This is a genomic window from Streptomyces sp. NPDC096013, assembly GCF_044763565.1.
Classification (GTDB): domain Bacteria; phylum Actinomycetota; class Actinomycetes; order Streptomycetales; family Streptomycetaceae; genus Streptomyces.
In genome coordinates this window covers 551752-578586 of the sequence record NZ_JBIWGK010000006.1, presented here as the reverse complement: position 1 = coordinate 578586, position 26835 = coordinate 551752, and the positions used below count along the sequence as shown (strand labels likewise).

Below are 26835 nucleotides of genomic sequence, written 5' to 3'. Positions count from 1 at the left end.
TCGGCTGGGTCAGCCTGCGGTCGGCACCGCGTGGGCGACGCGGGCCGCGCGGGCGTCCTGCGCGCGGAACAGCGACTGGTAGAGGGCCATCGCGGCGAGGCCGAAGAGGGCGTAGACGACGGCCATGCCCCAGGGCGGGACGAGGGCGCTGATGGTGACGCAGAGCGAGCCGACGAGCAGGCCAAGGCGGACCTGGAGGCCGTACGCGGCCATGTACTTGGTGCGGGAGGCGTCCGGCACGGAGTTGGCCAGCAGGGTCTGTTTCACCGGGGCGTTCATCAGCTCGCCGGCCGTGACCACGAAGGTCGCGACGATCAGGGTCCAGGCGTCGCCGCTGACCGCCCACACCATGTAGCCGATGGTGAACACCACGATGCCGCTCATCAGCCGGCGCCGTTCGCCGACCTTGCCGAGCACCTTGCCCACCCACAGCGCGCAGCAGACGACCAGCAGCGTGTTGACGGCCCGCATGATGCCGAGCATGTTGACCCCGTTCACCCGCACGTGCCACGGCCCGAGGTCGATGAGGTCCTGCGTGGTGAAGTCGTTGCCGAGGCGTACCGCGATCGACGACGAGATCTGCACCTCGATGGAGCGGATCAGCAGCGCGGCGACGATCAGCCGCAGGAAGACCCGGTCGCGTACGACGAACAGGTAGCCGGTGAGCGCGGACCTGACCCCGCGCGGGTTCTCGACGCCGTCCTCGGGGGCCGTCTCCTTGATGCCGAGGAAGGTGGTGGTGAAGACCGCGCCGAGGCATATCCCGGCGGCGGCGAGGAGTTGGAAGAAGTAGCCGTAGTAGAAGAAGCCGCCGACCAGCGAGCCCAGCATGAACGCCATGTTCGTGGACCAGTAGTTGATCGTGTAGACCGCGGTGCGGGACTCGACGGTGGTGACGTCGACGAGCATCGCGTCGTTGGCGGGCAGCGCGGTGCCGGCCGAGCAGGCGGCGAAGAGGTAGAGCACGTACATGACGACGCCGTTGCCGCCGCCCGCCGGGGACGCCGTGAACGCGAGGCCCAGATAGGCGAGGCAGGCGCCGAGTTCACCGCCGAGCAGGACCGGGCGGCGGCCGTAGGTGTCGGAGAGGTGGCCGCCGACGAGGTTGCAGGTGATGGCCGCGAGGGCCACGACCAGCGTCATCAGACCGGCGGTCGCGGCGCCGTAGAGCTTCGCGAAGTGGATCACCATCAGCGGGACGAGCATGATGTCGAAGAACCGCTGGACGAAGGCGACGGCTATGCGCAGCCGGAGGTTGGGGTGCAGCTCCTTGAGGTTCACCGGTCGGCCTCCGCGTCCATGGGCTCGTCCGGCCACCAGCTGAGGTACCGCTCACCGGTGTCGGGGAAGACGGTCACCACGGTGGCGTCCGTGAGGTCGTGGCGGCGGGCCAGCTCGGCGCAGCCGTGGGCGGCGGCGCCGGAGGAGATGCCGACGAGGAGTCCGGTGCGGGCCGCGATCGCGCGGGTGGCCGCCGCCGCGTCCTCGTCGGAGACCGCGATCACCTCGTCGATCAGCTCGACGTCGGTGACCGGGCTGATGAAGCCGCCGTTGAGACCGGGGATGCGGTGCGGGCCGGGCGCACCGCCCGACAGCAGCGCCGAACCCGTGGGTTCCACGGCCACCACCCGCAGCTCGGGGTTGCGTTCCCGCAGGTAGCGGGCGGTTCCGGTGAGGGTGCCGCCGGTGCCCACCGTGCAGACCAGGTGGGTGACCCGGCCCTCGGTGGCCGCCCAGATCTCCGGGCCGGTGGTCGTGTAGTGGGCCCGGACGTTGTCGGTGTTGGTGTGCTGGCTCGCGTACCAGGAGCCGGGGATCTCCACCGCCAGCTTCTCGGCGCGCTCCACACAGCCCGCGAACCCGAGGGTGTGGTCGGTGAGTTCGATCTCGGCGCCCAGCATCCGCAGGGTCAGGACGCGTTCCTGGGTGGCGTTGTCGGGCAGCACGATCAGACACCGGTAGCCGCGCGCCACCGCCAACGCGGCCAGCGCGATACCGGTGTTGCCGGACGTCGACTCCACCACCGTGTCGCCCGGCCGGAGTTCGCCGCGTTCCTCGGCGGCCCGGAGCATGAACAGGGCGGCCCGGTCCTTGATGCTGGACAGCGGGTTGGCGCACTCCAGTTTGGCGAGCACCCGGCCTTCCGCGCCCTCAAGGGGCAGCCGCAGAAGCGGGGTTGAGCCGACGAGGTCGGCGATGCTGTCGACTACGGCCAGAGACATGAGTGGTCCTCGGTGGGAAGCGGTCGGTGGACGGTGCGGGCGGTCACCAGGACCCCGCCGACGCGGTCACCGCGAACAGGTCCTCCATCAGGCGGGGTTGGTGCCCCTTGGCGCGGATCACGGCGGTCGGCGCGAGGACCCGGGCGTACGCGGGCACGTCCTTGTTGACCAGCGCCTGGGCGCCGATGACGGCGTGGTCGGCGATGGTGACCGGGCCGAGCACGGTGGCGTTGGTGCCGAGCACGACTCCGTTGCCGACGCGCGGGTGCCGGCGCTCGCCCTCGGGCCGCTTCACATCGCTCCACCAGCCGACCGCGCCCAGCGTCACCTGGTGGTAGATCGTCACGTCGTCGCCGACCTGCGCGGTCTCGCCGATCACCACGGCCGCGCCGTGGTCGATGAACACCCGCCGGCCCAGCTCGGCGCCGGGGTGGATCTCCACACCGGTGGCGCGCCGGGCGCCGTAGGCCAGCAGGCGGGCCGTCATCCGGTGGCCGCGCCGGTGCAGGCGGTGGGCGACCCGGTGCGTCCACAGGGCGGGCAGCGCCGGGTGCAGCAGGGCCTCGCGGCGGCTGCGGATGGACGGGTCGCGCTCGACGACCACGCGGAGGTCTTCGCCGAGAGTGCTGAACAGGCCTTTGCTGGCGAGCTGTTGGCCGTGTGCGCGGTTCGTCATGCGCCCGCCCCCGCCGGTTCCCGTACGGCCGCCAGGGTCGCGTCGATCAGCCCGCCGAGGGCCGCGACGGTCTCGGGGTCCGTGAAGTCGCCCTCAGCGGTGCGCAGTTGGCCCGCCCGACCGATGGCGACCGGCTGGTGGCCGACCACCAGCGCGCCGCACCTGGTCAGCACCCGGGCGAGCGCGGTCTGCGCGTCGACGGCACCGCGCGCACCCGGCGAGGCGCTGATGAGCGCGACGGTCCTGCCGCTCAGCGCGCTCTCGCCGTTCGGGCGGGAGAGCCAGTCGAGGGCGTTCTTGAGGACGCCCGGCATCTCGCCGTTGTAGGCGGGCGTACTGATGAAGACCGCGTCCGCGTCCCCCACCAGCCGCTTGGCGGCCCGCACTTCGGGCGAGCCGTCCGCCTGCTCGACGTCCCAGTCGAAGTGCGGGAGCAGGCCCACGGACAGCGACTCGATCTCGTACGTGTCCCCGTCCGGCCGCTCGGTCAGCAGACGGCGCACGGTGGCGAGGACGGACGCGTTGAGCGAGTCCCTTCGGACGCTCCCGGAGATGAGCACGATCTTGGTCACGGCGGCTTGCCCCTCAGTTCTCGGCTGGCTCCGAGCCTGACCCCCGCCGGTCCCGAACCCGTCCCGTGCCGTTCCCGCGCCCGGCGGTACCGGCACGGGAAGCCTTCGGTAGCCCCCGACCGCAACCTGATCAACGGCTGATCAACAGGGGGAACCACGCCAATGAAGACCGCGAGTGCACTGACGTCCGGCATACCGCTCACGGGCAGCCACCTGCCCGACCTGCTCGCCCACCAAGCCGCCCTGCGCCCCGACGCGACGGCCGTCGACTACCGCGACACCCGGCTCACCTACGGCGAACTCCACCGCCGCAGCCGCGCCCTGGGCGACCGGCTCGCCCATCTCGGGATCGGCCCCGACACCTGTGTGGGCCTGTTCACCGAGCCGTCCCTCGACCTGATGGTCGGCGCGTGGGGCATCCTCGCCGCCGGCGCCGCCTATCTGCCGCTGTCCCCGGACTACCCCGAGGACCGGCTGCGCTACATGCTGGAGGACTCCGGGACCTCGGTCGTCGTCACCCAGCCGCATCTGCGCGACCGGGTCACCGCCCTGGCGCCGCGCGGCACGACGGTCCTCACCCCGCAGGACGCGCCCTCCGAGGGCGACCTGCCACCGGTCGCGTCCGTGCCGGCCCCGGAGCACCTGGCCTATGTGATCTACACCTCGGGCAGTACGGGTCGCCCCAAGGGTGTGATGATCGAGAACCGGGCCGTCGTCAGTCAGCTGCGCTGGCTCGCGGACTGCGGTCATCTCGGGCCGCAGGTCACGGTGTTGCAGAAGACGCCGATGAGTTTCGACGCGGCCCAGTGGGAGATCCTCGCCCCGGCCACGGGCGCCCGGGTGGTGATGGGTGCCCCCGGCATCCACCGCGACCCCGAGGCTGTCCTGGCGGCGGTACGGGCGGGCGAGGTCACCACCCTCCAGTGCGTGCCGACGCTGCTCCAAGCCCTGCTGGACACCGAGGAGTTCGCGACCTGCACCTCGCTGGAGCGGGTCTTCTCCGGCGGCGAGGCCCTCACCCACCGGCTCGCCCGCGACCTCCTCGCCGAGCTGCCCGGCGTCTCCCTGATCAACCTCTACGGCCCGACCGAGACCACCATCAACGCCACCGCCCACCAGGTCGACCCCGACTCCCTGGGCGGCGGCGCGAGCGCGACCGTCCCGATCGGCGTCCCCGTCGACGGCCTGAGCGCCTACGTCCTCGACGCCGACCGGGCGCCCGTGGACATCGGCGAGAGCGGCGAACTCCACCTGGGCGGAATCCAGTTGGCGCGCGGCTATCTCGGGCGCCCCGAGCAGACCGCGGAACGGTTCGTGGACTCGCCGTTCGCCGCGGGCGAGCGCCTGTACCGCACGGGCGACGTATGCCTGTGGAACCCGGACGGCACGCTTCAGTTCGTCGGCCGTACCGACAACCAGGTCAAACTGCGCGGCTACCGCGTCGAGCTGGAGGAGGTCGCGGCCCGTATCGAGGAGCACACCTGGGTGCGCCGCGCGGCCACGCTCGTCACCGACGACGCCCGCACCGGCCACCAGGCCCTCGTCGCCTGCGTCGAGCTGAACCCCCGCACCGCCGCCGTCATGGACCAGGGCGCGCACGGCGCCCACCACCAGTCCAAGGCGTCGAAACTCCAGGTCAAGGCCCAGCTGTCCAACCCGGGCCTGCGCGAGCCGGCCGAGCTGGCGGGCCGCCCCGTCGTCGTCCTGCCGGGCCGCGAGGCGACCCCGGAACAGCGCCGCGAGACCTTCGCCCGCAAGACCTACCGCTTCTACGAGGGCGGCCCGGTCACCCGCGACGACCTCCTCACCCTGCTCGCCCCGCGCCGGACACCCCGGAACCCGCGTCCCCTCACCGACCTGACCCTCGACCGGCTCGGCACGGTGCTGCGCTGGCTGGGCCCCTTCCGCAGCGAGGAGCGCCTGCTCCCCAAGTACTCCTACGCCTCCCCCGGCGCCCTGTACGCCACCCAGCTGCACATCGAGTCCGGCGGGACCGCGGGTCTCGCGCCCGGCGTGTACTACCACCACCCCGCCGACCACACCCTGGTCCGCGTGGGCGACCCGAGCGGCCACTGCCCGGAGGGCGGGCTCGTCCTGCACTTCCTCGGCAAGCGGCGCGCGATCGAGCCCGTCTACAAGACCAACATCCAGGAGGTCCTGGAGTTCGAGACCGGCCACATGCTCGGGGTCCTGGAGGAGGTGCTCCCTCAACACGGCCTGACGGTACGCCCGTTGGGCCACTTCCCCGCCGTCAAGGACGCCCTCGACGTCGCCGACGAGGACTACTACCTCGGCACGTTCGCCCTCACCCCCGACGACGACGGTGTGCCGCGCGACGACTCCACCGAGCTGTTCGTGCAGGCGCACCCCGGCCGGGTCGAGGGCCTGCCCGGCGGCCAGTACCGCTACCGCGACGGCCGACTGGAGCCGCTGGGCACGGAGTTGATCGAACCCCGGCACGTCATCGCCATCAACCAGGGCGTCTACGACCGCGCGAGCTTCGGCATCAGCGCGGTCAGCCGGACCGCCGAACCCTGGCTGGAGTACATCGAGCTGGGCACCCGGCTGCACCACCTCCAGCGCACCCCCGGCTTCGGCTTCATGTCCTCGGGCTACTCCTCGAAGACCGGGCACCCGCTGCCCGCCGCCCGCCGCCTGGACGACCTCCTCGCCGCCGCCGGCATCCCGAGCGGGGCGTCGTACTTCTTCCTCGGCGGCCGGGTCAGCGCCGAGCAGGTCGCCGGCGAGGGCATGCGCGAGGACGCCGTGCACACCAAGGGGCCCGCCGAGATGATCCGCGACGAACTCGCCCGCGCCCTCCCGGACTTCATGGTCCCGAGCCGCGTCCTCGTCCTGGACGCCCTCCCCCTGACGGCCAACGGCAAGATCGACACGAAGGCCCTCGCGGTCTCCCCCGAGGTCACCGCGGCCCGCACGGCGGGACCGTACGTCGCACCGGAGACGCCCACGGAGACCCGCCTGGCGGTGACGTGGGGCACGGCCCTGAAGTACCCGGACCCGGCCGATGTCTCCACCGAGGACAACTTCTTCGCCAGCGGCGGCAATTCGCTGATCGCCGTCGCCCTCGTCAACAGGATCAACAGGGAGTACGGCACGAAGCTCCCCCTCCAGGCCCTGTTCGAGGCACCGACCCTGCGCGAACTCGCCGCACGCATCGACGAGGCTCCCACCGCACCGGTCTCCCGTCTGATCCCGCTGGCCCGCGAGGGCGGTTTCACCCCCGTCTTCTGCTGGCCGGGCCTCGGCGGCTACCCGATGAACCTGCGTCTCCTCGGCGGCCGGGTCGCCCTGGACCGCCCCTTCTTCGGCGTCCAGGCGCACGGCATCAACGCGGGCGAGACCCCGTACGCCACGATCCGTGAGATGGCGAGCGCCGACCTCCGCGAGCTCCGGCGCGTCCAGCCCAGCGGGCCGTACACCCTGTGGGGCTACTCCTTCGGCGCCCGGGTCGCCTTCGAGGCCGCCTGGCAGCTGGAGCAGGCGGGCGAGAAGGTCGAGCGCCTGCTGCTGATCTGCCCCGGCAACCCGGAGATCCGCCGTGCGGACGGCGTCACCTGGGGCCGCGACGCGTCGTACACGAACCCCGCGTACGTGACGATCCTCTTCTCCGTCTTCACCGGCACCATCGAGGGCGCGGCCCTCGACGCCTGCCTCGATGCCACCCGGGACGAGGACAGCTTCGTGTCGTACGTCGGCGAGCTGCTCCCTGCGCTCGACACGGAGACGATCCGCCGGATCACCCGCATCGTCTCCACGACGTACGAATTCGACTACACCTTCCGTGAGTTGGCGGAGCGGCGGGTCGAGGCCCCGATCACCGTCTTCAAGGCCCGGGGCGACGACTACTCATTCCTGGAGGGCGCGTCCGGGTACTCCGCGAAGCCGCCGGTAGTGGTCGATCTGGAGGGGGACCACTACGGGGTGCTGAAGGAGCGGGGGGTGGGGGAGCTGGTGGCCGCGGTGCGGCGGGCCATGGGGAGTTGAGCCGAGAGGTGCGGTGTGACTCCCCGGGGGACCAAGCGGGTGCCGGGGCGGTGAGCTCAAGTCCCTGTCCGGGCAGCCTCTTTCACGCCCCGGAGGCCAACGCGCCCCGCTGCGGCCGAATCCCCTCCGGCACCGCACGCGCGCGTGCCGGAGTCCCCGTCCAGCACGTGCCCCGGCGGGCCAGCAGCCGCCCCAGCCACAGCTCCAGGGAGACCAGGTCCGCGAGGCCGTCCAGCGGCAGCGGCTCGCCCTGGGCCGCCGCTCTGAGCGCCTTGCGGACCACACGGGCCTCGACCAGGCCCGCCTGCGCGAGCAGCGGCGTCGCGAAGAGGTCCATCAGGGAGTCCGCGGCCACCCGGAGTCCCTTGCGCGCGGCGGCCGCGGCCGGGGCGTGGGACGGGGCGCCCCAGCCGGGCGGGAGGTCGCCCACACCGGCGCCCTCCAGGACCGTACGGAGGATCGCCGCGCGGGCGCCCGGCTGGACCCGTAGCGCCTCGGGTAGGGAACGGCAGGCGCGGACCACCTGGTTGTCGAGGAAGGGGGTGTGCAGACGCTGGGAGCGGATCTCGGCGGCCTGCTCCAGGACGCGGAGGTCGGAGGCGTGGCGGGCGAGGGCGGCACGGGCACGGAAGTCGCCGGGGCGCTGGCCGGGGCCGCTGCCCTGACGGCTCGGCGCGCTCTGGAGGCGAACCGATACTTCAGCCAGCGCCTCACCCGTCAGCCAGCGTGCGGCGGGGCCCGGTCTGGCCCAGGTGAGCGCCGCGAGGGAGGCACCGACGGCGCCGCCGGGCTCCTCGAAACGCTGGTTCATCAGCCGGTCGGCGAGGACCTCGAGACCCGCGCCGTAGGGCGTACGGGCGAGGCGGCGGGCCGCGCCGTACACGCGCGCGGGGACCATCACCGAGCCGTCCGCCTTCGCCAACGCGGCCACCGGGCGCACCAGATGACGTCGTTTGCGGTCCATGAGGAGGTCGGCCAGGCGGGCCGGGTGCGCGTCGAGGACCTGCCGGGCGCCGTACCCGGTGAAGTGGTCGGCGCTGCCCGCCGCGAGCCGGGCGCGATGGCGGGCGGCGTTGATCAGGGAGGGGCCGGGTTCGTCGGTGAGGGGGCCGTCGAGTTCGGCGTACGGCAGGACCAGCTCGTCACCGGTGACCACCACGTGGTGCAGGCGCGGGTTGGCCGCGAGGGCGCCCGCGCGCTCCACCTCGGACTCGCGGCCGGGGACGGCGAGGTCGTTGAACGTGACGGCGAGGAGGCGTTCGCCCGCGCCGGTGCCGTGCCCGAGGACCGTGCCGGGCGCCCCCGGCAGCCCGGCGGCGAGCAGGGCGAGCGTCCCGGAGGCGGGCCCACCGGAGAGATCGGCGCCGATCCCGGGGACGGGCATCCCGCGCGCGGCACGCCGTTCGGCGGGCCCCATGCCGGGCACCGGGCCCGGGTCTATGTCGGGCACGTGCCGGGGTGCGGAGAGCCGCACGCGCACCGCGTCTACCAACGCGTCGCGTACGGCGTCCACCGCGCTGTCCGGATCCACGGGCGCCGCCGCCACCGCGAGGGAGGCCACCGGCTCGTACCCGGCGATCTCGCGCGCCCCGGCGCGCAGGATCAGCGCATGCCCCGGCGGAATGCGCCGGACCCCGTCGTAGGGCGTCGAGTCGTGCAGCGCGGCCGGGACGTCCGGGGCGGCGAGCAGCGCGGCCAGGTGACCGAAGTCGAGGTTGGCCTCGATGAGGTCGGCGAGCGGGAGCGCGGCCGTGGAGTACGCCGTACCGCCGGCCCACGGGGTGTAGAACACCGGCTTGGCGCCCGCGAGATCGCCGCAGACCATGGTGCGGCGGCCGACCTTGACGACCGCCGTGTAACTGCCGGACCAGGCGGTCAGATGCCGAAGTGCCCCTCCGCGCGCGGAGAACAGGCTCAGGCGCAGCTCCTCGTCGGAGGCACCGCACGTGCCGAGGACCGCGATGCGCGTCTCGGCGTCGACCTTCACGACCCGCACCTCGTCGGGCCGCCAGTCGCCGACCGCCCACAGCGGATCCGGGTCCCCCCACAGGAGTTGGGAGCCCACCGGATGGACCGTCTCACCGTCGAAACCGGTCGCCCCCGCGGAACCGATCACGGCGGCTCCAGCGGCGGTACTGCTCCATCCCACCAACCACCGCATCGACGCCTCCACAGGCTGTGGACAACCAGTGCACCGCACGAACTGGGCACCATGCTGCCATGAAGGACGCCTTCCGGAGGGCCGGAGAAGCCGCTTGAGATCGCGCGAGGACGCCCTGGACGAGGGACAACCGGACAAGGACGACCCTACGTCCGCGACGCGAATGCGCCCCCGATACGCTCCCCCAAAACACCTAACGCGCCCTCAACTCCCGTGGTAGGAGCGGTATTCGACCTCGGGAGGCAGGGGCGTTTTTCGGCCAAATCGGCGTGACAAGGACAGGCTCGGACACGCTCCGTACATGCCCTGCGCACCGCTTCGTGCCGCGCACAGTCCGGGAGGCGGAGTTCGCCTCCCGGACCGGTCCGCCGCCCGCGGGGATGTAGGCGGCGGTGTCCCCCAGCCCACTGGATCCAGTACAGCGGGCCGACCCACGCACGATCCATGGAACCGCTCCCGTGATGGCCGGAGAAGAGCGCACACACGGGCGCACGGCCACACGACGGGGGCACGTCGCAACCCTGCGTGCAAACCCCGCACTCGCGTACGGACCACAATCCCGCCATCCGGAACAATGCCCCTTAACGCTTGGGATGCGGCGAACTACGCTGGGTTTACGAATGCCGGGTGGTTATGCCAGCGCGGCAGCCGTCTGTGTCGAGGGGTGGCGCATGTCCAGGGAGCAACGCGGGCCGAACGAAAAACTCGGCACCGTTCTCGCCCTCGCGGGAATCAGCAACGCAGGACTCGCGCGTCGCGTCAACGATCTTGGCGCTCAACGCGGGTTGACACTTCGCTACGACAAGACGTCGGTGGCGCGCTGGGTGTCGAAGGGGATGGTGCCCCAGGGCGCCGCCCCGCACCTCATCGCGGCCGCCATCGGCCAGAAGCTCGGCCGCCCGGTGCCGCTCCACGAGATCGGCCTGGCGGACGCGGACCCCGCACCCGAGGTGGGCCTCGCCTTCCCCCGGGACGTCGGCCAAGCGGTGCGTTCGGCAACGGAGTTGTACCGCCTGGACCTCGCCGGCCGCCGTGCGGGAAGCGGCGGCATCTGGCAGTCCCTCGCCGGGTCGTTCGCAGTCAGCGCATACGCAACGCCCGCCTCACGCTGGCTCATAACCCCGGCCGACAGTTCGGTGGCACGGGAGGCGAACTCCGCGGAGAGCTCCGGGACACCGCTCAAAGTCGGCCACAGCGATGTGCAGAAACTCCGGGAGGCCGCGGAGGACGCCAGGCGCTGGGACTCCAAGTACGGGGGCGGCGACTGGCGTTCGTCGATGGTGCCCGAGTGCCTCCGGGTGGAGGCGGCACCGCTGCTCCTCGGCTCGTACTCCGACGAGGTCGGCAGGGCCCTGTTCGGCGCGAGTGCCGAACTCACCCGCCTCGCCGGGTGGATGGCCTTCGACACCGGCCAGCAGGAGGCGGCCCAGCGGTACTACATCCAGGCGCTGCGTCTTGCCCGCGCGGCGGCGGACGTCCCGCTGGGGGGCTATGTGCTGGCGTCGATGTCGTTGCAGGCGACGTATCGCGGCTTCGGTGACGAGGGCGTCGACCTCGCGCAGGCCGCACTGGAGCGCAACCGCGGCCTCGCGACCGCCCGCACCATGAGCTTCTTCCGGCTCGTCGAGGCACGGTCCCATGCGAAGGCCGGGGACGCGCAGGCGGCGGGCGCGGCGCTGAAGGCGGCCGAGGGATGGCTGGAGCGGGCGCGGGACGGGGACAACGACCCGTCCTGGCTCGGGTTCTACTCCTACGACCGGTTCGCCGCCGACGCGGCCGAGTGCTACCGGGATCTGAAGGCGCCCCGGCAGGTCCGTCGCTTCACCGAGCAGGCGCTGTCGAAGCCGACGGAGGAGTTCGTGCGGTCGCACGGGCTTCGGCTGGTGGTGTCCGCGGTGGCCGAGCTGGAGTCGGGCAACCTTGACGCGGCGTGTGAGCAGGGGGTGCGCGCGGTGGAGGTCGCCGGGCGGATCTCGTCCGCCCGGACCACCGAGTACGTGAAGGATCTGCTGCACCGGCTGGAGCCGTACGGGGATGAGCCGCGGGTGGTCGAGCTGCGGGAGAGGGCCCGGCCGCTGTTGATGGCTCCCGCCTGAGCGTCTGCCTTGCTTGTGCCGTCCTGTGCGTGCGGCGCCGTCGTGGCGTGTGGCGCCCACGCGGCGCGGCCGCACATGTCACAGTCCCGCGCCCCTTGGCGGTACTCGGCTCCCCGGGGTTTGAAGGCATTGTCAGTGGCGCAGTGCACTATCGAAGCCGGGAGGTGGTGCAGGTGCGGGCTGGGGTCGGATACGACTGTGACGTTCTTGTGGTCGGGGGCGGGATCGTAGGGCTGTCGACGGCGTATGCGATCACGCGTGCCTCGCCCGGGACCCGGGTCACCGTGCTGGAGAAGGAGGGCGGGCCCGCTCGGCATCAGACGGGGCGGAACAGCGGGGTGATCCACAGCGGGATCTACTACCGGCCGGGTTCGCTCAAGGCGCGGTACGCGGTGCGGGGGGCTGCCGAGATGGTGGCGTTCTGCGCGGAGTACGGAGTGCCGCACGCCGTGACCGGGAAGCTGATCGTGGCCACGGAGCGGTCCGAGCTGCCCCGGCTGCACGCGCTCGTGCAGCGCGGCCGGGAGAACGGCATACCGGTGCGGGAGCTGGGCGCCACCCAGATCGCCGAGTACGAACCGGAGGTGCGCGGCCTGGCGGCCATACAGGTCGGGACCACGGGGATCTGCGACTACGGCGAGGTCGCCCGCCGGCTGGCCGAGGCCTCCGGCGCCGAGATCCGCTACGGCGCGCGGGTCGCCCACATCGACCGCCGCCCGGAGCGCGGGGTCGCCGTCCGTACGGTGACCGCGACCGGCGGTGACGTGGTCCGCGCCCGTGTGCTGGTGAACTGCGCGGGCCTGCACTGCGACGAGGTGGCCCGCCTCACCGGCGACGACCCCGGCATGCGGATCGTCCCGTTCCGCGGCGAGTACTACACCCTCACCCGGCCCGAGCTGGTCCGCGGCCTGGTCTACCCGGTACCGGACCCGGCCTTCCCGTTCCTCGGCGTCCACCTCACCCGCGGCATCGACGGCACCGTCCACCTCGGCCCGAACGCGGTCCCGGCCCTGGCCCGCGAGGGCTACGACTGGGGAGTCGTACGCCCCCGGGAAGTCGCGGCCACGGCCACCTGGCCCGGCGCCTGGCACATGGCCCGCAGGCACTGGCGCTACGGGGCGGGGGAGCTGCGCCGGTCCTTCTCCAAGACCGCGTTCACAGGAGCCGTGCAACGCCTCCTCCCGGCGGTGACTCCGGACGACCTGACCCCCGCACCGGCCGGTGTCCGCGCCCAGGCAGTACTCCGCGACGGCACCCTCGTGGACGACTTCCTGATCAAGGAGGCCCCCCGAGCCATCCACGTCCTCAACGCCCCCAGCCCAGCGGCCACAGCCTCCCTCCCCATCGGCAGAGAGGTAGCCCGCAGAGCCCTGGCAACACTCCACCAGAACCGCCGGCCTCTCCCCACCCCAGGGAGCGCCACCCCCTAAGGGGCGCGGGGAACTGCGCAACCGCTACACCGCGAGCTCCCCACCCCGGCCAGCGCAACCCCCCAAGGGGCGCGAGGAACTGCGCGACCAGCCCCCACCGGGCCGCACCCGCAAGACAACACAAGCCAGGCAACCCTGTAGGCGCACGCCCAGTAAAATCACCGCATTGTGTCTGACTCCCCCAACACCCCCGCCACCCCCACAGAGCCCACGCAGCGAACCCGGCCGAGGGGCGAACCCCGTTTCCCCGGCGGCCCGACGCCCGACCCCGCCGGCTCCCACCACGAACGCCGCATCCGAAGCTTCCAGCCCCGCCGGAGCCGCGTAACGGCCGGGCAGGCCGACGCCCTGGAACGCCTGTGGCCCACGTGGGGCCTGGACATCGACGGCCAACGCACCCTCGACCTCCCCGAACTGTTCGGAAACGACCACCCGGTCGTGCTGGAGATCGGCTTCGGCATGGGCGAGGCCACCGCCCAGATGGCCGCCGACGCCCCCGCGACGAACATCCTCGCCGTCGACGTGCACACCCCGGGCCAGGGCAACCTCCTGGGCCTGGCCGACCACCACGGCCTGTCCAACATCCGGGTCGCGAACGGCGACGCGATCATCCTGCTCCGCGAGATGCTCGCCCCGGACTCCCTCGACGGCCTCCGCGTGTACTTCCCGGACCCCTGGCCCAAGAAGCGCCACCACAAGCGCCGCCTGATCCAGCCGGAGTTCCTCACCCTCGCCGCGACCCGCCTGAAGCCAGGGGCCACCGTGCACTGCGCGACGGACTGGGAGCCGTACGCGGAGCAGATGCTCGACGTCCTCGACGCGCACCCGGACTTCGAGAACAGCCAACCCGACGGCGGTTTTGCGCCCCGTCCCGACTTCCGGCCGCTGACCCGTTTCGAGGGCCAGGGACTGGACAAGGGACATGTCGTGAACGATCTGCTCTTCCGTCGCGTACCCCACGACGACCAGCGCTGACGCCAGGCTCCATCGCGGGCCGTGCCCTTACCTCGTTAGGGTCGATGCCGTGGCCACGTTTCCGCCTCTCCCCCCACACCCCGGCCGCCCCGCCCACGCGCCGCGCGGACGCTGGTGGCAGCGGAACTGGGTCCGGCACGTCGCGCTGATCACGCTGCTGACCGTCTCCGGGCTCGTCATCCTGGCGCTGGTCCGCCAACAGACCGGTACGGAAGGGTTCCTGGTGGGTCTCGGGCTCGCCGTACTGCCCGTGCCGCCTCTTCTCGCCGCCTTCCGCTGGCTGGACCGGGTCGACCCCGGGCCCTGGCGCAACCTGCTCTTCTCCTTCGCGTGGGGCGCCTGCGCCGCGGCCCTGATAGCCATCGTCGCCAACAGCTTCGCGACCAGATGGATAGCGACGACCACCGCGGACCCGACCAGCGCGGACACCCTCGGCGCGACGGTGATAGCACCCATCGTGGAGGAGTCGGCGAAGGCGGCGGCCGTCCTGCTCGTCTTCCTGTTCCGCAGACGGGACTTCACCGGGATCGTCGACGGGGTGGTGATAGCCGGGGTCACCGCCACCGGCTTCGCGTTCACCGAGAACATCCTCTATCTGGGCACGTCCTTCGGCACCGACCAGCTCACCGGCGACCGCGGCTTCACCTCCGTCACCGCGGCGACCTTCTTCGTGCGCATCGTCATGTCCCCGTTCGCGCACCCCCTGTTCACGGTCCTCACCGGCATCGGCTTCGGCATCGCTGCCCTCTCCCCCGACCGCCACCACGTCCGCCGCGTCCTGGGCCCCCTGACCGGCCTCCTCCTCGCGATGGGCATGCACGCGATCTGGAACGGCTCCTCGACCTTCGGCCAGTACGGCTTCTTCGAGGTCTACGGCGTCTTCATGGTCCCCGCGTTCGGCCTGCTGACCTGGCTCGCGGTGTGGACCCGGCAGCGTGAACTGCGCAGTGCGCGCGAGGAGTTGCCCGTCTATGTGCACGCGGGCTGGCTGCCCCCGTCCGAACCCTTCGTGCTCGGCTCGATGAGGGCCCGCCGCCTGGCCCGCGAGTACGCCCGCCACCACCTCGGCCGCGAGGCGGCCCGCTCGGTCGCCCGGTACGAGGCCCGTGCGACCAGCCTCGCGTTCCTGCGGCACCGGGCGGCCCGGGGCCGCGTCGGCCCCGAATTCGCCGTACGGGAAAGGGAGTTGCTGCACGAGCTGTGGCTGCGCCGGGAGGTGGCGCGCCCCGCCCTGGACTACGCGGCCCGCCGCACGGCACCCCCGGTACCGGTGGTGGTACCGCCGTGGCCGCCGGTGTACGGGGCGTACGGGACTCCCCTGTACAACCCGTACCGGTCCTGACGGCCCACCCCGGCGACCCGTACGACCCCTGCAGCCCTCAGGCCGACGCCTGCGTGAGGCGGGCGATCTCCGCGTCCGTCAGCTTCAGTTCGGCCGCGCCGAGCAGCGCGGGGAGCTGCTCGACCGTGCGGGCGGAGGCGATCGGGGCCGCGACCGTGGGCTGCGCGGCGAGCCAGGCGAGGGCCACCGTGGCGACCGGCGCGTCATGGGCCTGGGCGACCTCGTCGAGGGCGGCGAGGACGCTCCGGCCGCGCTCCGACTCGGCGTACTGCGCGGCCCGGCCGGACCGCGCGCTCTCCACGGACGTGCCGGGCCGGTACTTGCCGGTGAGGAAGCCGGCCGCCAGCGAGAAGTACGGGAGGGCCGACAGCCCGCCGCGTGCGGCGACGTCCCGCAGCTCGCCCTCGTAGGTGTCGCGGGAGACGAGGTTGTAGTGGGGCTGGATGGCGATGTAGCGCGCGAGGCCCTCGCGGTCGGAGAAGTCCAGGGACGCCTGGAGTCGTGCGGGCGAGATGTTGGAGGCGGCGATGTGCCGCACCTTGCCCGCCTTCACCAGCTCGTCGAGCGTGCCGACGATCTCCTCGACCGGCACGTCCTCCTTGTCGAAGTGCGGGTAGTACAGGTCGATGTAGTCGGTGCCCAGGCGGCGCAGGGAGGCGTCGGCCGCGGCCTTGATGTTGGCGGCGGACAGGCCCGGGTACTCGGGGTGCTGGCTGACCTTGGTGGCGATGACGACGTCCGAGCGGTTGCCGCGGGCCTTGAGCCACTTGCCGATGACGGTCTCGGACTCACCGCCCTTGTTGCCCTCGATCCACGCCGTGTACGAGTCGGCGGTGTCGACGAAGTTGCCCCCGGCGGCCGTGTAGGCGTCGAGCACGGCGAAGGAGGCCGCCTCGTCGGCGGTCCAGCCGAACACGTTGCCGCCGAGGTTCAGCGGGAAGATCTCCAGGTCGGACCGGCCCAGCTTGCGAAGAGAAGTCATGCCATACGTCAACGCCCGCGCCGGAACCGGATATTCCGGCACAGCACGGGCGGACGGGGTCGGCTCAGGGTCCGCTCAGGGGTTGAGGCCCTTGCTGCGCAGCCAGGGCGCCGGGTCGCTCCCGGTCGCGGCGCCGTTGATGTGCACCTCCAGGTGGAGGTGCGGCCCGGTGACGTTGCCGGTCGCGCCCACGCGGCCGATGACCTCGCCGGTGGAGACCTTCTGCCCGACGCTGACGTTGATCGAGGACTGGTGGCAGAACCACAGCTCGGTGCCGTCGTCGAGGGTGAGGATCGTGCGGTACCCGTACGACCCGGCCCAGCCGGCCTCGGTGACCGTGCCGCTGTGGATGGCCTTGATCAGCGTGCCGGTGGGCGCGGCGAAGTCGAGACCCGTGTGATACCCGGAGGACCACATCGAGCCGGCCTGGCCGAAGGTGCCGGTGATCGTGTACGAGGCGACCGGCAGCGTGTACTGCTTGGCGAGTGCGGCGAGCTTCGCGGCCTCGGCCTTCTTCGCGGCGGCGGCCTCCGCTGCCTTCTTCGCGTCGGCCGCCTTCTTCGCCGCGTCCTTCTCGGCCTTGGCGGCGGCGTCGACGGTCTGCTTGGCTACGGCGGCCTCGGCGGCGGCCTGCGCCTTGCCGTCGACCTGCACCTGCTGCGACTCGGCCTGCGCCATGATCCGGTTGCGGAGCAGTTCACCCGCGTCCGAGGTGCCCTTGGCGGTGTCGGTGGTGACGACGCCGACGCTGCTGAGCGCGGTCGCGGAGCCCTTGGGGGTGCTGCTGGACGAGTCGTCGAGCAGGTGGCCCACCGAGGGCAGGTCCGGCAGGGAGATGGAGACCGGCGGCTTGCCGGTGTTGGCGCTGGCCATGCCGCCCGCGCTGACGGCGGCTATGACACCGACGCCCAGGACGGTGGAGCTGCGGGCGAATCCTCCGCCACCACGCTGCTTTGCGACACGGTGCTTGCCGCGGTTGGGGGAAACGGTCTCCGCGCTGGGATTCCACTCCTCCCAGGGGCCCTCGTCGGGGCGGTAACCGCCGTAGACGACAGGGGCTTCAGGGGCAGCCTGGTTTGACGCCACGTGGGCGTGCTCCTTTCCTTCCTTCTCGCCTACCGGGTTAGCTGACGGGTTCGGAGCAGGAAGGTCTCCTACGCGCGTAAACCGGACGTGTCTCCACGACGGTCGACGAGCGATTCACCCCAAGTGGTGGTTCCCCGGTTCCCTTGCGGGATTCGGCGCGTGCGCACGGAGCCGTCTCTTGTGACGGCTGGGACGACCGCGCTGCGTTATCGAACGTTAATAGACACGGGCGCCCGTTTCCAAGCTGTTCGGCTTGATCATTAACCTTTCCTTGCTGGACGAACGGCCCACCACCGGCGAAAAACGGGCGAGTTGGCCAAGTCTCGGAATTCCTTCGGGTATTGACGGTATGTCAGTTGTTATGCGGAGGGCACCGGCACGGTCACACCTGGTGACAACGGCTGGGGATGCCGTACGGCGATCATCGCCATGTCGTCCGTCATCCAGCCCCCGGAGTGCCGCCGCACCTCCCTGGCGAGGATGCCGAGCAGCGCCTCGGGGGTACGGAAGGTCCGCCCGGCCAGCCGCGCCGCCGGGTCGTAGAAGACACCGCGGGAGTCCCGCGCCTCGGACAGCCCGTCGGTGTGCACCAGAAGAGTGGCCCCGCCCGGGAACGCGAACTCCTCGGCCCGGTCGGGCCAGACCCCCAACTCGCCCATTCCCAGGGGCAGTGCGGGCTCCCGGACCTGCAACGTGCCGACAGTGCCGTCCACATGAAGGAGCAGCGGCGGCGGATGCCCCCGGTCGACGATCCGTACGACGCCGTCGCCGTGCGGGAGTTCGACGAGGACGGCCGTGGTGAACCCCTCGAACGCGTCGAGCCCGTCACGCCGGGTGCCCTCACGCGCGAGCGCCCGCTCCAGCCGCTGCGCGACCGCCTCCAGCGTCGCCTCCTGCTCGGCGGCCTCCCGGAACGCCCCGATGACCACGGCGACGGCGGCGACCGCGCCCATGCCCTTGCCGCGCACGTCGCCGACGACCAGCCGTACGCCGTGCGGGGTGTCCTGCACCGCGAACAGGTCGCCGCCGATGAACGCGCCCTCCTGCGCCGCCTCGTAGCGGGCCGCGATCTCGAACCCGGCGATCCGCTCGGCCGGTTCGGGCAGCACGGCCCGCTGGGCGGCCTCGGCGATCTCGCGCGCGGAGGCGAGCTGTTCGCTGCTGCGGCGGACCAGGAGGTTGATGAGGACGGCGAGCACGGCGACCGTCGACACGGTGGCCACCTCGGTCAGCGCGCCGGTGTCGTAGACGATGCCGAGCCTGATGTGGATGGCGAGGACGAGGGCGACGGACGCGAGGCCGGTGAGGACGGTGCCGCGCCGGGAGTAGAGCGGGGCGGCCACCAGCGGGGCGGCGGTGAAGAGCGGGGCCGCCGTGAACTCGGCCGGGGTGAGGTAGTCGTAGAGCGCGGCGGCGATCAGCAGCAGGACGGGGAGGCGGCGGAGGACGGCGCGGGTGTACGAGATCCGCCGGCCCTCGCTCTCGGGCCGGGGCGCGGGGCTGTCGCCGAGGCCGGGGTCGGGCACGGGATCGCCGGGCAGACGCCCGCCGGCTCGCACATACGGACCCTCCTCCTCCACGGAACCAGTTTTTCCCGGCGGGAGGAGGGCGGCGAGCGGGGTGGGCCGACAGGGGGAGAAACACCGAGGGCCGGAATCCGTTTCTGGATTCCGGCCCTCGGCCTTCAGTAGCGGGGACAGGATTTGAACCTGCGACCTCTGGGTTATGAGCCCAGCGAGCTACCGAGCTGCTCCACCCCGCGCCGTTGTGATTGCAACTATACGCCATTCGCGGGGTCCGATGTCACACGGGTTTCAGTCGGCCGGATTACCGGCGTGCGTGAGGGTCTCCCAGGAGACGAAGAGGTCGTCGCTGCCGGCCGGGCGGGTGGACTCGGCGAGCTTGTGCGCGGCGGGCACCTTCATGCCGAGCCGGTTCTCCAGGTGGTTCACGGCGACCTCCACGTCGGGGCCCATGTTCCGGTCGACCTTGCCGCCGCACAGCCACGCGGGCGCGGGCTCGCCGAGCTGGTAGCGGGAGTGGAACTCCAGGGCCGCCTTGAGCCGGTCCTTGACGCCGTCGTAGAGGTCGACGCCCTGGTGCCAGGCGGTCTCGGCGATGTGCGCGGACGCCGCCAGCGAGTAGCCGACGTGCTTGAGGTTGCGGCAGGTCTCCTGGGCGAGGCCGTCGCGGAAGGTCGTCTGCTTGAACCAGTACGTCGTCAGCTTCTGCGGGGTGGTGAGCTTCGAGCCCACCGGGGTGAGCGGCACCTTGCCGTCCTTGGCGAGGTAGAAGTAGGCGGGCACGCGGTCCCGGAAGCGTTTCACGGCCGCGTCGAAGGCCTTGTGGTCGTCGAGGAAGACCGCGATGCCGATCGCCGCGTCCGTCATCGCGAGGTCCCAGTTGCCGTTGTAGTCCGGCAGGTTCTTGGTGACCTCCGGCTCGTAGGCGGTACGCAGCATGGTCCCGAACCGCTTGACCCGGTCGGCCGGCCAGCCCGCGCCGGGCGTGTACCGGACGATCTCCGCGGCCCGGGCCCAGGTCGAACCCGCCCACGCGGTCTGGAGGCCGGCGTCGTCGGAGGTGTGCTCCTTCATCTTCGCCGACCAGCCGTCCATGATCTCCCGCGCCTTCAGCGCGTGGTGCTGCTTGCCGGTGATGCTGAAGAGGAGGGCCTGCGTGTACGCCGCGATCGCGTCCTCGCGCTCCTCGACACAGCCGTGGGCGGCCTTGCCGTTCCAGGGGCAGTCGACGTCCGCGTACGGCTTAGGCGCGTACTTGTACGAGCCGTACTTGCTGTCCCGCATCCCGAAGTACGCCTTCAGCCAGGGCTGCTTCCCGGCGGCCACGTTCTTTCGTACGGCGTCCAGTTGGGGCTTGCTGACGAGGATTCCGGGGTGGGTGAACGCGGCGCTCGCGGGGAGCGCCCTCGCCATGGTCCGGGTACCGGTGTCCGTCGTTCCGCACGAGGCGAGTAGCCCTACGGCTACGGACGCGCCCAGCACCGCGACTGCCCTCATGTGTCCTACCTCCGCCTGTGGTCACCGGTTCCCTGCGAGCGTGCCGCGGCGAGGGGTGGGGCGCAGGATCTGTTGGGCCGATTGGTCGTGGTGGGGGCGGGCGGGCCGAGTCATGCCCGCCCGGGTCGGGAGGAGAGGGACGGGCCGCGTGGTGCTCAGCCCAGCAGGTGGCTGTTCGGCGCCTTCGCCCCCTCCTCGTACTCCGGGAGTACGACCACGGTCACCCCCCGCGCGGCCAGCGCCCCGCTCCCGTCCGCTGCCTCCACGAAGGTGTCCGGCTCGCGCCACGCCGTCACCACGCGGCGGACCCCCGCGTCGAGGATCAGCCGGGCGCAGGACTTGGGGCGGGAGGCGCGGTGGGTGCAGGGTTCGAGGCTGGTGTAGACGGTGGCGGTGGGGAGGCGCGGGTCCTTCGGGTCCAGCTTCGCCAGGGCCGCTTCCTCCGCGTGGACCACCGGGTCGCCCGCCTCTCGGGAGTGGCCCCGGGACAGTTCCGTGCCGTCCCGCGCCACCACCACCGCGCCGACGCTGAACGCCGTCTCCGAGGGCGGGCAGTCCGCCGCCAGGTCGCAGGCGAGGGCGAGCCAGTGGCGGTCGGCTGCGGAGGGGAGGGCGTCGGTGCCGGGGGCGGTCGGTTCGTAGCGCATGAGGACGACGTCTTCGATGGGGCGGGTCTCCAGCAGGCGCAGGCGGCCGGGCTGGTAGGTGCCGGGGCCGAAGAGGCGGGGGGCCTTCTCGTCGCCGACGAACAGCGGGGACAGGACCAGGTGGAGTTCGTCGGCCAGGCCCTGTTGGAGGAGCTGGGTGTGGATCGTGCCGCCGCCCTCGACCATCAGGCGGTCGACTCCCCTCGCCGTGTGCAGGTGTTCGAGGAGAGCGCGCCAGGTGAGGTGCGGGCCGAGGGAGACGATGTCCGCCGCCAGGGCCAGTTCGCGGGCCCGCTCCGCGCCCTTGTCCGTCGTGTAGAGGAGCTTCTCGCCGCCCGTGTGCCAGAAGTTGGCCGCCGGGTCCAGTTCGCCGGAGGCGGTGACCGTGACCTTGAGGGGGTACTCCGGCTTGCCCTCGGCCACCCGACTCGCCCTGCGCTGGGGGGAGTTGACCAGGAGTCGCGGGTTGTCCGCGCGGATCGTGCCGGCGCCGACGAGGATCGCGTCGACCGATGCCCGGACCTCGTCCACGCGGTCGAAGTCGGCCGGGCTGGAGAGGAGCAGGCGGTCGGGGCCGGTGTCGTCGAGGTAGCCGTCGAGGGAGACGGCGGCGGACAGCAGGACGTAGGGGACGTACGGGTGGGGCATCGACGCGCTCTCTCTCCGAGGCGGGCGGGGCGGAACGGCGGGGCTTGGTTCAAGTTTGAAACAAAACTACACTGGGGGCATGACGACCCGCTGGCTCACCGCCGAGGAGCAGCGCGCCTGGCGCGCGTACATCGCCGCGACGCACCTCCTGGAGGACGCGATCGACCGGCAGCTCCAGCAGGACGCCGGCATGCCCCACCTGTACTACTCCATCCTCGCCAACCTCTCCGAGGCGCCGGACCGGCGGCTGCGGATGACCGACCTCGCCGAGAAGTCGAAGATCACCCGGAGCCGGCTGACGTACGCCGTGACCCGGCTGGAGAAGGACGGGCTCGTACGGCGGGAGGGGTGTCCTTCCGACAAGCGCGGGAGCACCGCCGTCCTGACGGACGAGGGGATGGCCGTGCTGGAGCGTACGGCGCCGGGTCATGTCGAGACCGTACGGGCCGCGGTCTTCGATCACCTCACCCCGGAACAAGTGGGGCAGCTGGAGGAGATCAGCGCGGGGATCGCGCGGGCGCTGGAGGAGCCGGAGGACGTGCCGTGGCGACGGCGCTCCACCCCCTCGTGCTCGTAAGGCGTCCGGCGTCCCCTTCGCGTTCGTAGGGCGTCCGGCGCCCCCTTTGTGTTCGTAGGGCGTCCGGCGCCCCCTTTGTGTTCGCAAGGCGTTCGGTGTCGGTACGGCGTCCGTGACCCGTCCCACAATCCTGTTGCTTCAAATTTCAAGCATGAGGTAGTCTCCGTGATCGTGGATGTGCTTCAAAACTGAAGCACATCCCGGAGTTCCTGCCGCCGGACCACGGAGACCCGCATGCACGACTTCCCCGCCGCCACCCCGCGTGCCCGCGTCCGGGTACCGCTGCGCTTCCAGGACGGCTACGGCGTCGACGCCGAACTCGTCACCTTCCACGGCCTGACCGACGGCCAGGAACACGTGGCCGTCGTCCTCGGCGACCCCGCCCCCGGCACCACCCCGCTGGTCCGGCTGCACTCCGAGTGCCTCACCGGCGATGTCTTCGGCTCCGCCCGCTGCGACTGCGGGCCCCAGCTGCGCGAGGCCGTCGAGCGCATCGCCGAGCGCGGCGGCGTCCTGCTCTACCTGCGCCAGGAGGGCCGCGGCATAGGCCTCTACAACAAGCTCGACGCGTACGCCCTCCAGGACCAGGGCCTCGACACCTACGCCGCGAACACCGCGCTGGGCCTGCCCGAGGACGCCCGTGACTACACGGCCGCCGCGCAGATGCTCACCGCCCTCGGGATCACCTCCCTGGACCTGCTCTCCAACAACCCCGACAAGGCCGACCAGTTGCGCGGGCTCGGCATCGACGTGCGGGACCGGGTGCCGACCGGTGTGTTCACCACGCCGCACAACGTCCGGTATCTGCGCGCGAAGGTCCTCCAGACCCAACACACCCTGCCGCTGGGGCAGTTGACCGAGCTGCACGCGGGGTGACGATGCCGGCGCGGGGCTGAGCCGCGCGGCGGTGGTGTAGCGGGCTGCACCATCCCTTCGGGAGGGCACCCCCTCGTGCCGCGGGGCCGCCGCCGGAAGGCTTGAGACCACGATCACGGACTCGACCGGGATCTGTTCCGGATCTCGATCCGGATCTGTCTCTCGACCGACCGCCGACGTGGAGGCCCTCCCCAGCCATGGCAACTCTCCTTTACCGCTTGGGCCGTTCGGCCTTCCGGTGGCGCTGGTGCGTCACCCTGGCGTGGGTGGCGGTCCTCGGCGCCGTCGGTTTCGCGGCCACCCAGGCGCCCGCCGCCCCGGACGACGGCTTCACGATGCCCGGCATCGAATCGCGGCGCGCCTTCGACCTGCTGGAGCGGCGCCTTCCCGGCACCGCGGCGGACGGTGCGAGCGCGCGGATCGTCTTCGTCGCCCCGAACGGCGAGAAGGTCACCGCGGCCGACAACAGGGCGGCGATCGGGAAACTGGTCACGGAGGCGGCCGACGGTTCCCAAGTCGCCTCCGCCAACGACCCGTTCACCGCGCGGGCGGTGAGCAAGGACGCGACGACGGCGTACTCCACCGTCACCTTCGAGGTGAGGGCCGACGACCTCACCGGCGCCGCCAAGACCCACCTGGAACGGGCCGTCGACACCGCCCGGGACGCGGGCCCGACCGTCGAGGCCGGCGGCGGCGCCCTGACCCACGGGGTCCCGGCACCGGTGCCCGACACCCCCGCCCGCCTCACCCCGATCCTAGGGACCCCCAGACCGGGGCCGCCGAGAGCGGTGGCGGCCTCGTGGTGCCCGGATTCCGTGGGGACGGGGACCGGCGCACCTCCCGGGCCCGGCGACGGGACACTCCCCCCGCCTGTCGCCGGGCCCGTGGACGTCCCCGACTCACCTTCCAGAGAGGGCACATGATGAAAACCTCCCTACAGGCCGGGGTGGCCGGACTGCTCGCCTGCGGCACCCTGCTCACGGTCGTCCTGGTCACCCGCGACGGCGACGGCGGCCACGCCGGCCTCGCCTACTCGGCCCCGGCGAAGGGCCCGTACGTGGCGCTCGGCGACTCCTACACCGCGGGACCCGGCATCACCGACCCCACCGGCACCCCGGCGGGCTGCGACCGCTCCGCCGGCAACTACCCGGCCCTCGTCGCCGCCGGACTCGGCCTGAAGGGAGGGGACTTCCACGACGTGAGCTGCGGCGGCGCCACGACCACCGACGTCACCTCCGCCCAGAATACGGCCGACGGCACCAACTCCCCGCAGCTCAGGGCCCTTTCGTCCGATACCCGCCTGGTCACCATCGGCATCGGCGGCAACGACATCGGCTTCGGCTCGATGATCAAGCGGTGCGTGGCGATGGGCGCCCTGTACCGACTGGCCGGCAGCGGCACATACGTCGCCGAGGACGCCCCCTGCGCCCGCGCCTACGTCAACGGCGGCTCCGACGCGGTCACGGCGAAGATCGACACGGCGGCCGACCGCCTCACCCGCGTGCTCACCGAGGTCGGGCGCCGCGCCCCCGGGGCCCGGGTCTACGTCGTCTCGTACCCGGCGATCCTGCCGTCCGACAGCGCCGACTGCGGCCGGGAGATGTCCCTCGCACCGGGCGACGTGACCTTCCTCCGCGAGAAGGAGGAGCAGCTCAACTCCATGCTGCGTCGGCGCGCTTCGGACGCCAAGGCCACCTACGTCGACACGTACACCCCCTCCGCCGGCCACAACGCCTGCACGCCGAAGGACACCCGCTGGATCGAACCCCTCGCCCCGGAGAACCCGGCGGCACCGGTGCACCCGAACGCGCGGGGCGAGCGGGGCATGGCGGACGCGGTCCTGCACATGATCAATTCGGCGCTCTGACGGGGGCACATCGACCAGGCAGCCCAATAATCTGCACAGCGATGATAAAAATCGACGCGGTGTAGACTTTAGGGTGAGGGAGAGCAACCGGGCTCCTCCCAGGTCCCGGCCGGAGGAACAATGCGGGAACAGAAGTGGCTCATCACCGGTGTCAGCACGGGCCTCGGACGGGCCTTCGCCCAGGCGGCCCTGGCCGCCGGACACACCGTCGTCGGCACGGTCCGTTCGGAGAAGGACCTGCGGGCCTTCGAAGAGCTCGGCCCCGGGCACGCTCACGCCCGCATCCTGGACGTGACGGACGGCGAGGCCGTCTCCGACGTGATCGACGAGGTGGAGCAGAGCGTCGGCGCCCTGGATGTCGTCATCGCCAACGCGGGCTACGGCCTGGAGGGCACCTTCGAGGAGACCCCGCTGGCCGAGGTGCGGCGGCAGTTCGAGGTGAACGTACTCGGGGCGGTGGCCACCCTCCAGGCGGCGCTGCCCCACATGCGCAGGCGCCGCCGCGGACACCTGATGGCCGTCACCTCCATGGGCGGTCTCATGGCCGTGCCGGGTCTGTCCGCCTACTGCGGCAGCAAGTTCGCGCTCGAAGGCATCCTTGAGGCGCTAGGCAAGGAGGTCGCGCCCTTCGGCATCCACGTGACGGCGATCGAGCCCGGCTCCTTCCGCACGGACTGGGCCGGACGGTCCATGACACGCACCCCGCAGTCCATCGACGACTACGACGAGCTGTTCGCCCCGATCCGCGCAGCACGGCAGAAGGCGAGCGGGAACCAGCTGGGCAACCCGGCCAAGGCCGGCGACGCCGTCGTACAGATCGCGTCGGTGGAGCGGCCGCCGGCCCACCTGGTCCTGGGCTCGGACGCGCTGCGCCTGGTCACCGCCGCGCGCGCGGCCGTTGACGAGGACATCCGCGCCTGGGAGACGCTCTCGCGTACGACCGACTTTCCCGAGGGTGCGCAGCTCTGATGCCCGGCCACCACCCCGCGCGAAGCCGACGCGCCACCGAACGCAAGGGCGATGTCCGGGAGCGGGCCATCCTGGACACCTGCGAAGCCCTGCTGGCGCGGAAGGGCTACGAGGCCATGACCGTCGGCGACATCGCCGAGGGCGCCGGCATCACCCGCGGCGCCCTGTACTTCTACTTCGGCTCCAAGCAGGAAGTGGTCACGGCACTCGTGGCCCGGACGGTCGAGCACCTGTGGGAGCGGTCCCGGGTCACCGCGCGGGCCGACGATCCCCGCCAGGCGATCGCGGCGGCCATGCGGCGCACGGTCGAGCTGTGGAACGAACACGGCCTGGTCATGCGCACGGCGATCGACCTGTCCCTGACCGTGCCGGAGATCGGCGCACTGTGGAGCCGTACGGCCGACCTGTTCAGCTCGGCCATCACCGCCGTCCTGGAGCGAGCCGGCATCCCGTCAGGCCCCGACCCGGACCAGGCGCCGGCGATGGGGCGCGCCCTGTGCTGGATGATCGAGCGGACCTTCTACCACGCCTCGCAGGAGTCCCGTACGAACCTGAAGAAGGCATCCGCGACCTGCGAACTCATCTGGCTGACCAGTGCCGGCCTGACCGCCTGACCCCGCCGACACGGCCGGTCGAGCGCGTGAGTGACGCGCGGACCGGCCGTCGTTCGCGGGGCGTCAGGCG

Annotated in this window: 20 protein-coding genes, 1 tRNA gene, 1 pseudogene and 1 riboswitch; of the genes and pseudogenes, 11 read left to right on the top strand and 11 right to left on the bottom strand. The window is 71.9% G+C overall.

The window, feature by feature from the left end; translation table 11 throughout:
- Nucleotides 1-9: 9 nt before the first annotated feature.
- Genes ACIRB1_RS23530 through ACIRB1_RS23515 form a run of 4 tightly spaced genes read right to left on the bottom strand, consistent with a single transcriptional unit; the run spans nucleotide 10 to nucleotide 3470 of the window.
- A complete protein-coding gene (locus tag ACIRB1_RS23530) occupies nucleotides 10-1281 on the bottom strand; it encodes an MFS transporter (protein WP_403466816.1) in 1272 nt (423 codons plus the stop codon).
- Nucleotides 1278-2222: a PLP-dependent cysteine synthase family protein gene (locus tag ACIRB1_RS23525; RefSeq protein WP_403466815.1), complete on the bottom strand. Its 945-nt coding sequence runs from the start codon at nucleotides 2220-2222 to the stop codon at nucleotides 1278-1280. Before ACIRB1_RS23525 ends, ACIRB1_RS23530 begins: the two co-directional genes overlap by 4 nt.
- Before the next feature lie 43 nt (nucleotides 2223-2265).
- Complete coding sequence (gene epsC / locus ACIRB1_RS23520; RefSeq protein ID WP_403466814.1) at nucleotides 2266-2898, bottom strand: serine O-acetyltransferase EpsC; 633 nt, start codon at nucleotides 2896-2898, stop codon at nucleotides 2266-2268.
- Nucleotides 2895-3470, bottom strand: a complete 576-nt coding sequence (locus ACIRB1_RS23515) for an NADPH-dependent FMN reductase (RefSeq protein WP_403466813.1) — start codon at nucleotides 3468-3470, stop codon at nucleotides 2895-2897. Before ACIRB1_RS23515 ends, epsC begins: the two co-directional genes overlap by 4 nt.
- A gap of 162 nt (nucleotides 3471-3632) precedes the next feature.
- Here ACIRB1_RS23515 and ACIRB1_RS23510 point away from each other — a divergent pair, with 162 nt between their 5' ends.
- Nucleotides 3633-7475 (top strand): amino acid adenylation domain-containing protein, encoded by a 3843-nt coding sequence (locus ACIRB1_RS23510; protein WP_403466812.1) that lies wholly within the window; start codon nucleotides 3633-3635, stop codon nucleotides 7473-7475.
- 82 nt (nucleotides 7476-7557) lie between these two features.
- Here the strand turns inward: ACIRB1_RS23510 and ACIRB1_RS23505 are convergent, their stop codons facing one another.
- Nucleotides 7558-9636, bottom strand: a complete 2079-nt coding sequence (locus tag ACIRB1_RS23505) for an asparagine synthase-related protein (protein ID WP_352179654.1) — start codon at nucleotides 9634-9636, stop codon at nucleotides 7558-7560.
- Between the two features lie 671 nt (nucleotides 9637-10307).
- On the opposite strand from ACIRB1_RS23505, the gene ACIRB1_RS23500 reads away from it, so the two are divergent.
- From ACIRB1_RS23500 to ACIRB1_RS23485, 4 genes are all read left to right on the top strand, one after another.
- Nucleotides 10308-11732: an MFS transporter gene (locus ACIRB1_RS23500; protein ID WP_266770753.1), complete on the top strand. Its 1425-nt coding sequence runs from the start codon at nucleotides 10308-10310 to the stop codon at nucleotides 11730-11732.
- Between the two features lie 164 nt (nucleotides 11733-11896).
- Nucleotides 11897-13162, top strand: coding sequence for an L-2-hydroxyglutarate oxidase (gene lhgO, locus ACIRB1_RS23495; RefSeq protein ID WP_352180082.1), 1266 nt, complete (start codon nucleotides 11897-11899; stop codon nucleotides 13160-13162).
- Nucleotides 13163-13330: 168 nt separating this feature from the next.
- On the top strand, nucleotides 13331-14137 hold the full coding sequence (gene trmB / locus ACIRB1_RS23490; protein ID WP_352179655.1) for a tRNA (guanosine(46)-N7)-methyltransferase TrmB: 807 nt from the start codon (nucleotides 13331-13333) through the stop codon (nucleotides 14135-14137).
- A gap of 49 nt (nucleotides 14138-14186) precedes the next feature.
- Nucleotides 14187-15479, top strand: a complete 1293-nt coding sequence (locus ACIRB1_RS23485) for a PrsW family intramembrane metalloprotease (RefSeq protein ID WP_403466811.1) — start codon at nucleotides 14187-14189, stop codon at nucleotides 15477-15479.
- Between the two features lie 37 nt (nucleotides 15480-15516).
- Here the strand turns inward: ACIRB1_RS23485 and ACIRB1_RS23480 are convergent, their stop codons facing one another.
- From ACIRB1_RS23480 to ACIRB1_RS23455, 6 genes are all read right to left on the bottom strand, one after another.
- Nucleotides 15517-16461 (bottom strand): aldo/keto reductase, encoded by a 945-nt coding sequence (locus tag ACIRB1_RS23480; protein ID WP_352179657.1) that lies wholly within the window; start codon nucleotides 16459-16461, stop codon nucleotides 15517-15519.
- A 75-nt stretch (nucleotides 16462-16536) separates the two neighbouring features.
- Nucleotides 16537-17547, bottom strand: coding sequence for a M23 family metallopeptidase (locus tag ACIRB1_RS23475; RefSeq protein WP_403466809.1), 1011 nt, complete (start codon nucleotides 17545-17547; stop codon nucleotides 16537-16539).
- 11 nt (nucleotides 17548-17558) lie between these two features.
- Nucleotides 17559-17715: riboswitch (cyclic di-AMP (ydaO/yuaA leader) on the bottom strand.
- A gap of 191 nt (nucleotides 17716-17906) precedes the next feature.
- Nucleotides 17907-19127, bottom strand: a complete 1221-nt coding sequence (locus tag ACIRB1_RS23470) for a PP2C family protein-serine/threonine phosphatase (RefSeq protein ID WP_403466808.1) — start codon at nucleotides 19125-19127, stop codon at nucleotides 17907-17909.
- Between the two features lie 108 nt (nucleotides 19128-19235).
- Nucleotides 19236-19309, bottom strand: a tRNA-Met gene (locus ACIRB1_RS23465).
- Between the two features lie 52 nt (nucleotides 19310-19361).
- A complete protein-coding gene (locus tag ACIRB1_RS23460; protein ID WP_403466807.1) occupies nucleotides 19362-20567 on the bottom strand; it encodes an alginate lyase family protein in 1206 nt (401 codons plus the stop codon).
- Nucleotides 20568-20722: 155 nt separating this feature from the next.
- Nucleotides 20723-21862 carry a dihydrofolate reductase family protein gene (locus ACIRB1_RS23455; protein ID WP_403466806.1) on the bottom strand — a complete coding sequence of 380 codons (1140 nt, stop codon included), beginning with the start codon at nucleotides 21860-21862 and terminating at the stop codon, nucleotides 20723-20725.
- Nucleotides 21863-21941: 79 nt separating this feature from the next.
- On the opposite strand from ACIRB1_RS23455, the gene ACIRB1_RS23450 reads away from it, so the two are divergent.
- From ACIRB1_RS23450 to ACIRB1_RS23425, 6 genes and pseudogenes are all read left to right on the top strand, one after another.
- Nucleotides 21942-22439 (top strand): MarR family transcriptional regulator, encoded by a 498-nt coding sequence (locus tag ACIRB1_RS23450; RefSeq protein ID WP_352179662.1) that lies wholly within the window; start codon nucleotides 21942-21944, stop codon nucleotides 22437-22439.
- A 234-nt stretch (nucleotides 22440-22673) separates the two neighbouring features.
- Nucleotides 22674-23315: a GTP cyclohydrolase II gene (ribA, locus tag ACIRB1_RS23445; protein WP_352179663.1), complete on the top strand. Its 642-nt coding sequence runs from the start codon at nucleotides 22674-22676 to the stop codon at nucleotides 23313-23315.
- Between the two features lie 197 nt (nucleotides 23316-23512).
- Nucleotides 23513-24016 (top strand): annotated as a pseudogene (locus tag ACIRB1_RS23440) (MMPL family transporter); the annotation flags it as partial.
- Between the two features lie 218 nt (nucleotides 24017-24234).
- Nucleotides 24235-25182, top strand: coding sequence for an SGNH/GDSL hydrolase family protein (locus tag ACIRB1_RS23435; protein ID WP_403466805.1), 948 nt, complete (start codon nucleotides 24235-24237; stop codon nucleotides 25180-25182).
- Nucleotides 25183-25302: 120 nt separating this feature from the next.
- Entirely contained in the window at nucleotides 25303-26151 is an 849-nt protein-coding gene (locus ACIRB1_RS23430; RefSeq protein WP_403466804.1) for an oxidoreductase, read from the top strand.
- Entirely contained in the window at nucleotides 26151-26765 is a 615-nt protein-coding gene (locus ACIRB1_RS23425; RefSeq protein ID WP_403466803.1) for a TetR/AcrR family transcriptional regulator, read from the top strand. Before ACIRB1_RS23430 ends, ACIRB1_RS23425 begins: the two co-directional genes overlap by 1 nt.
- Nucleotides 26766-26835 lie beyond the last annotated feature (70 nt).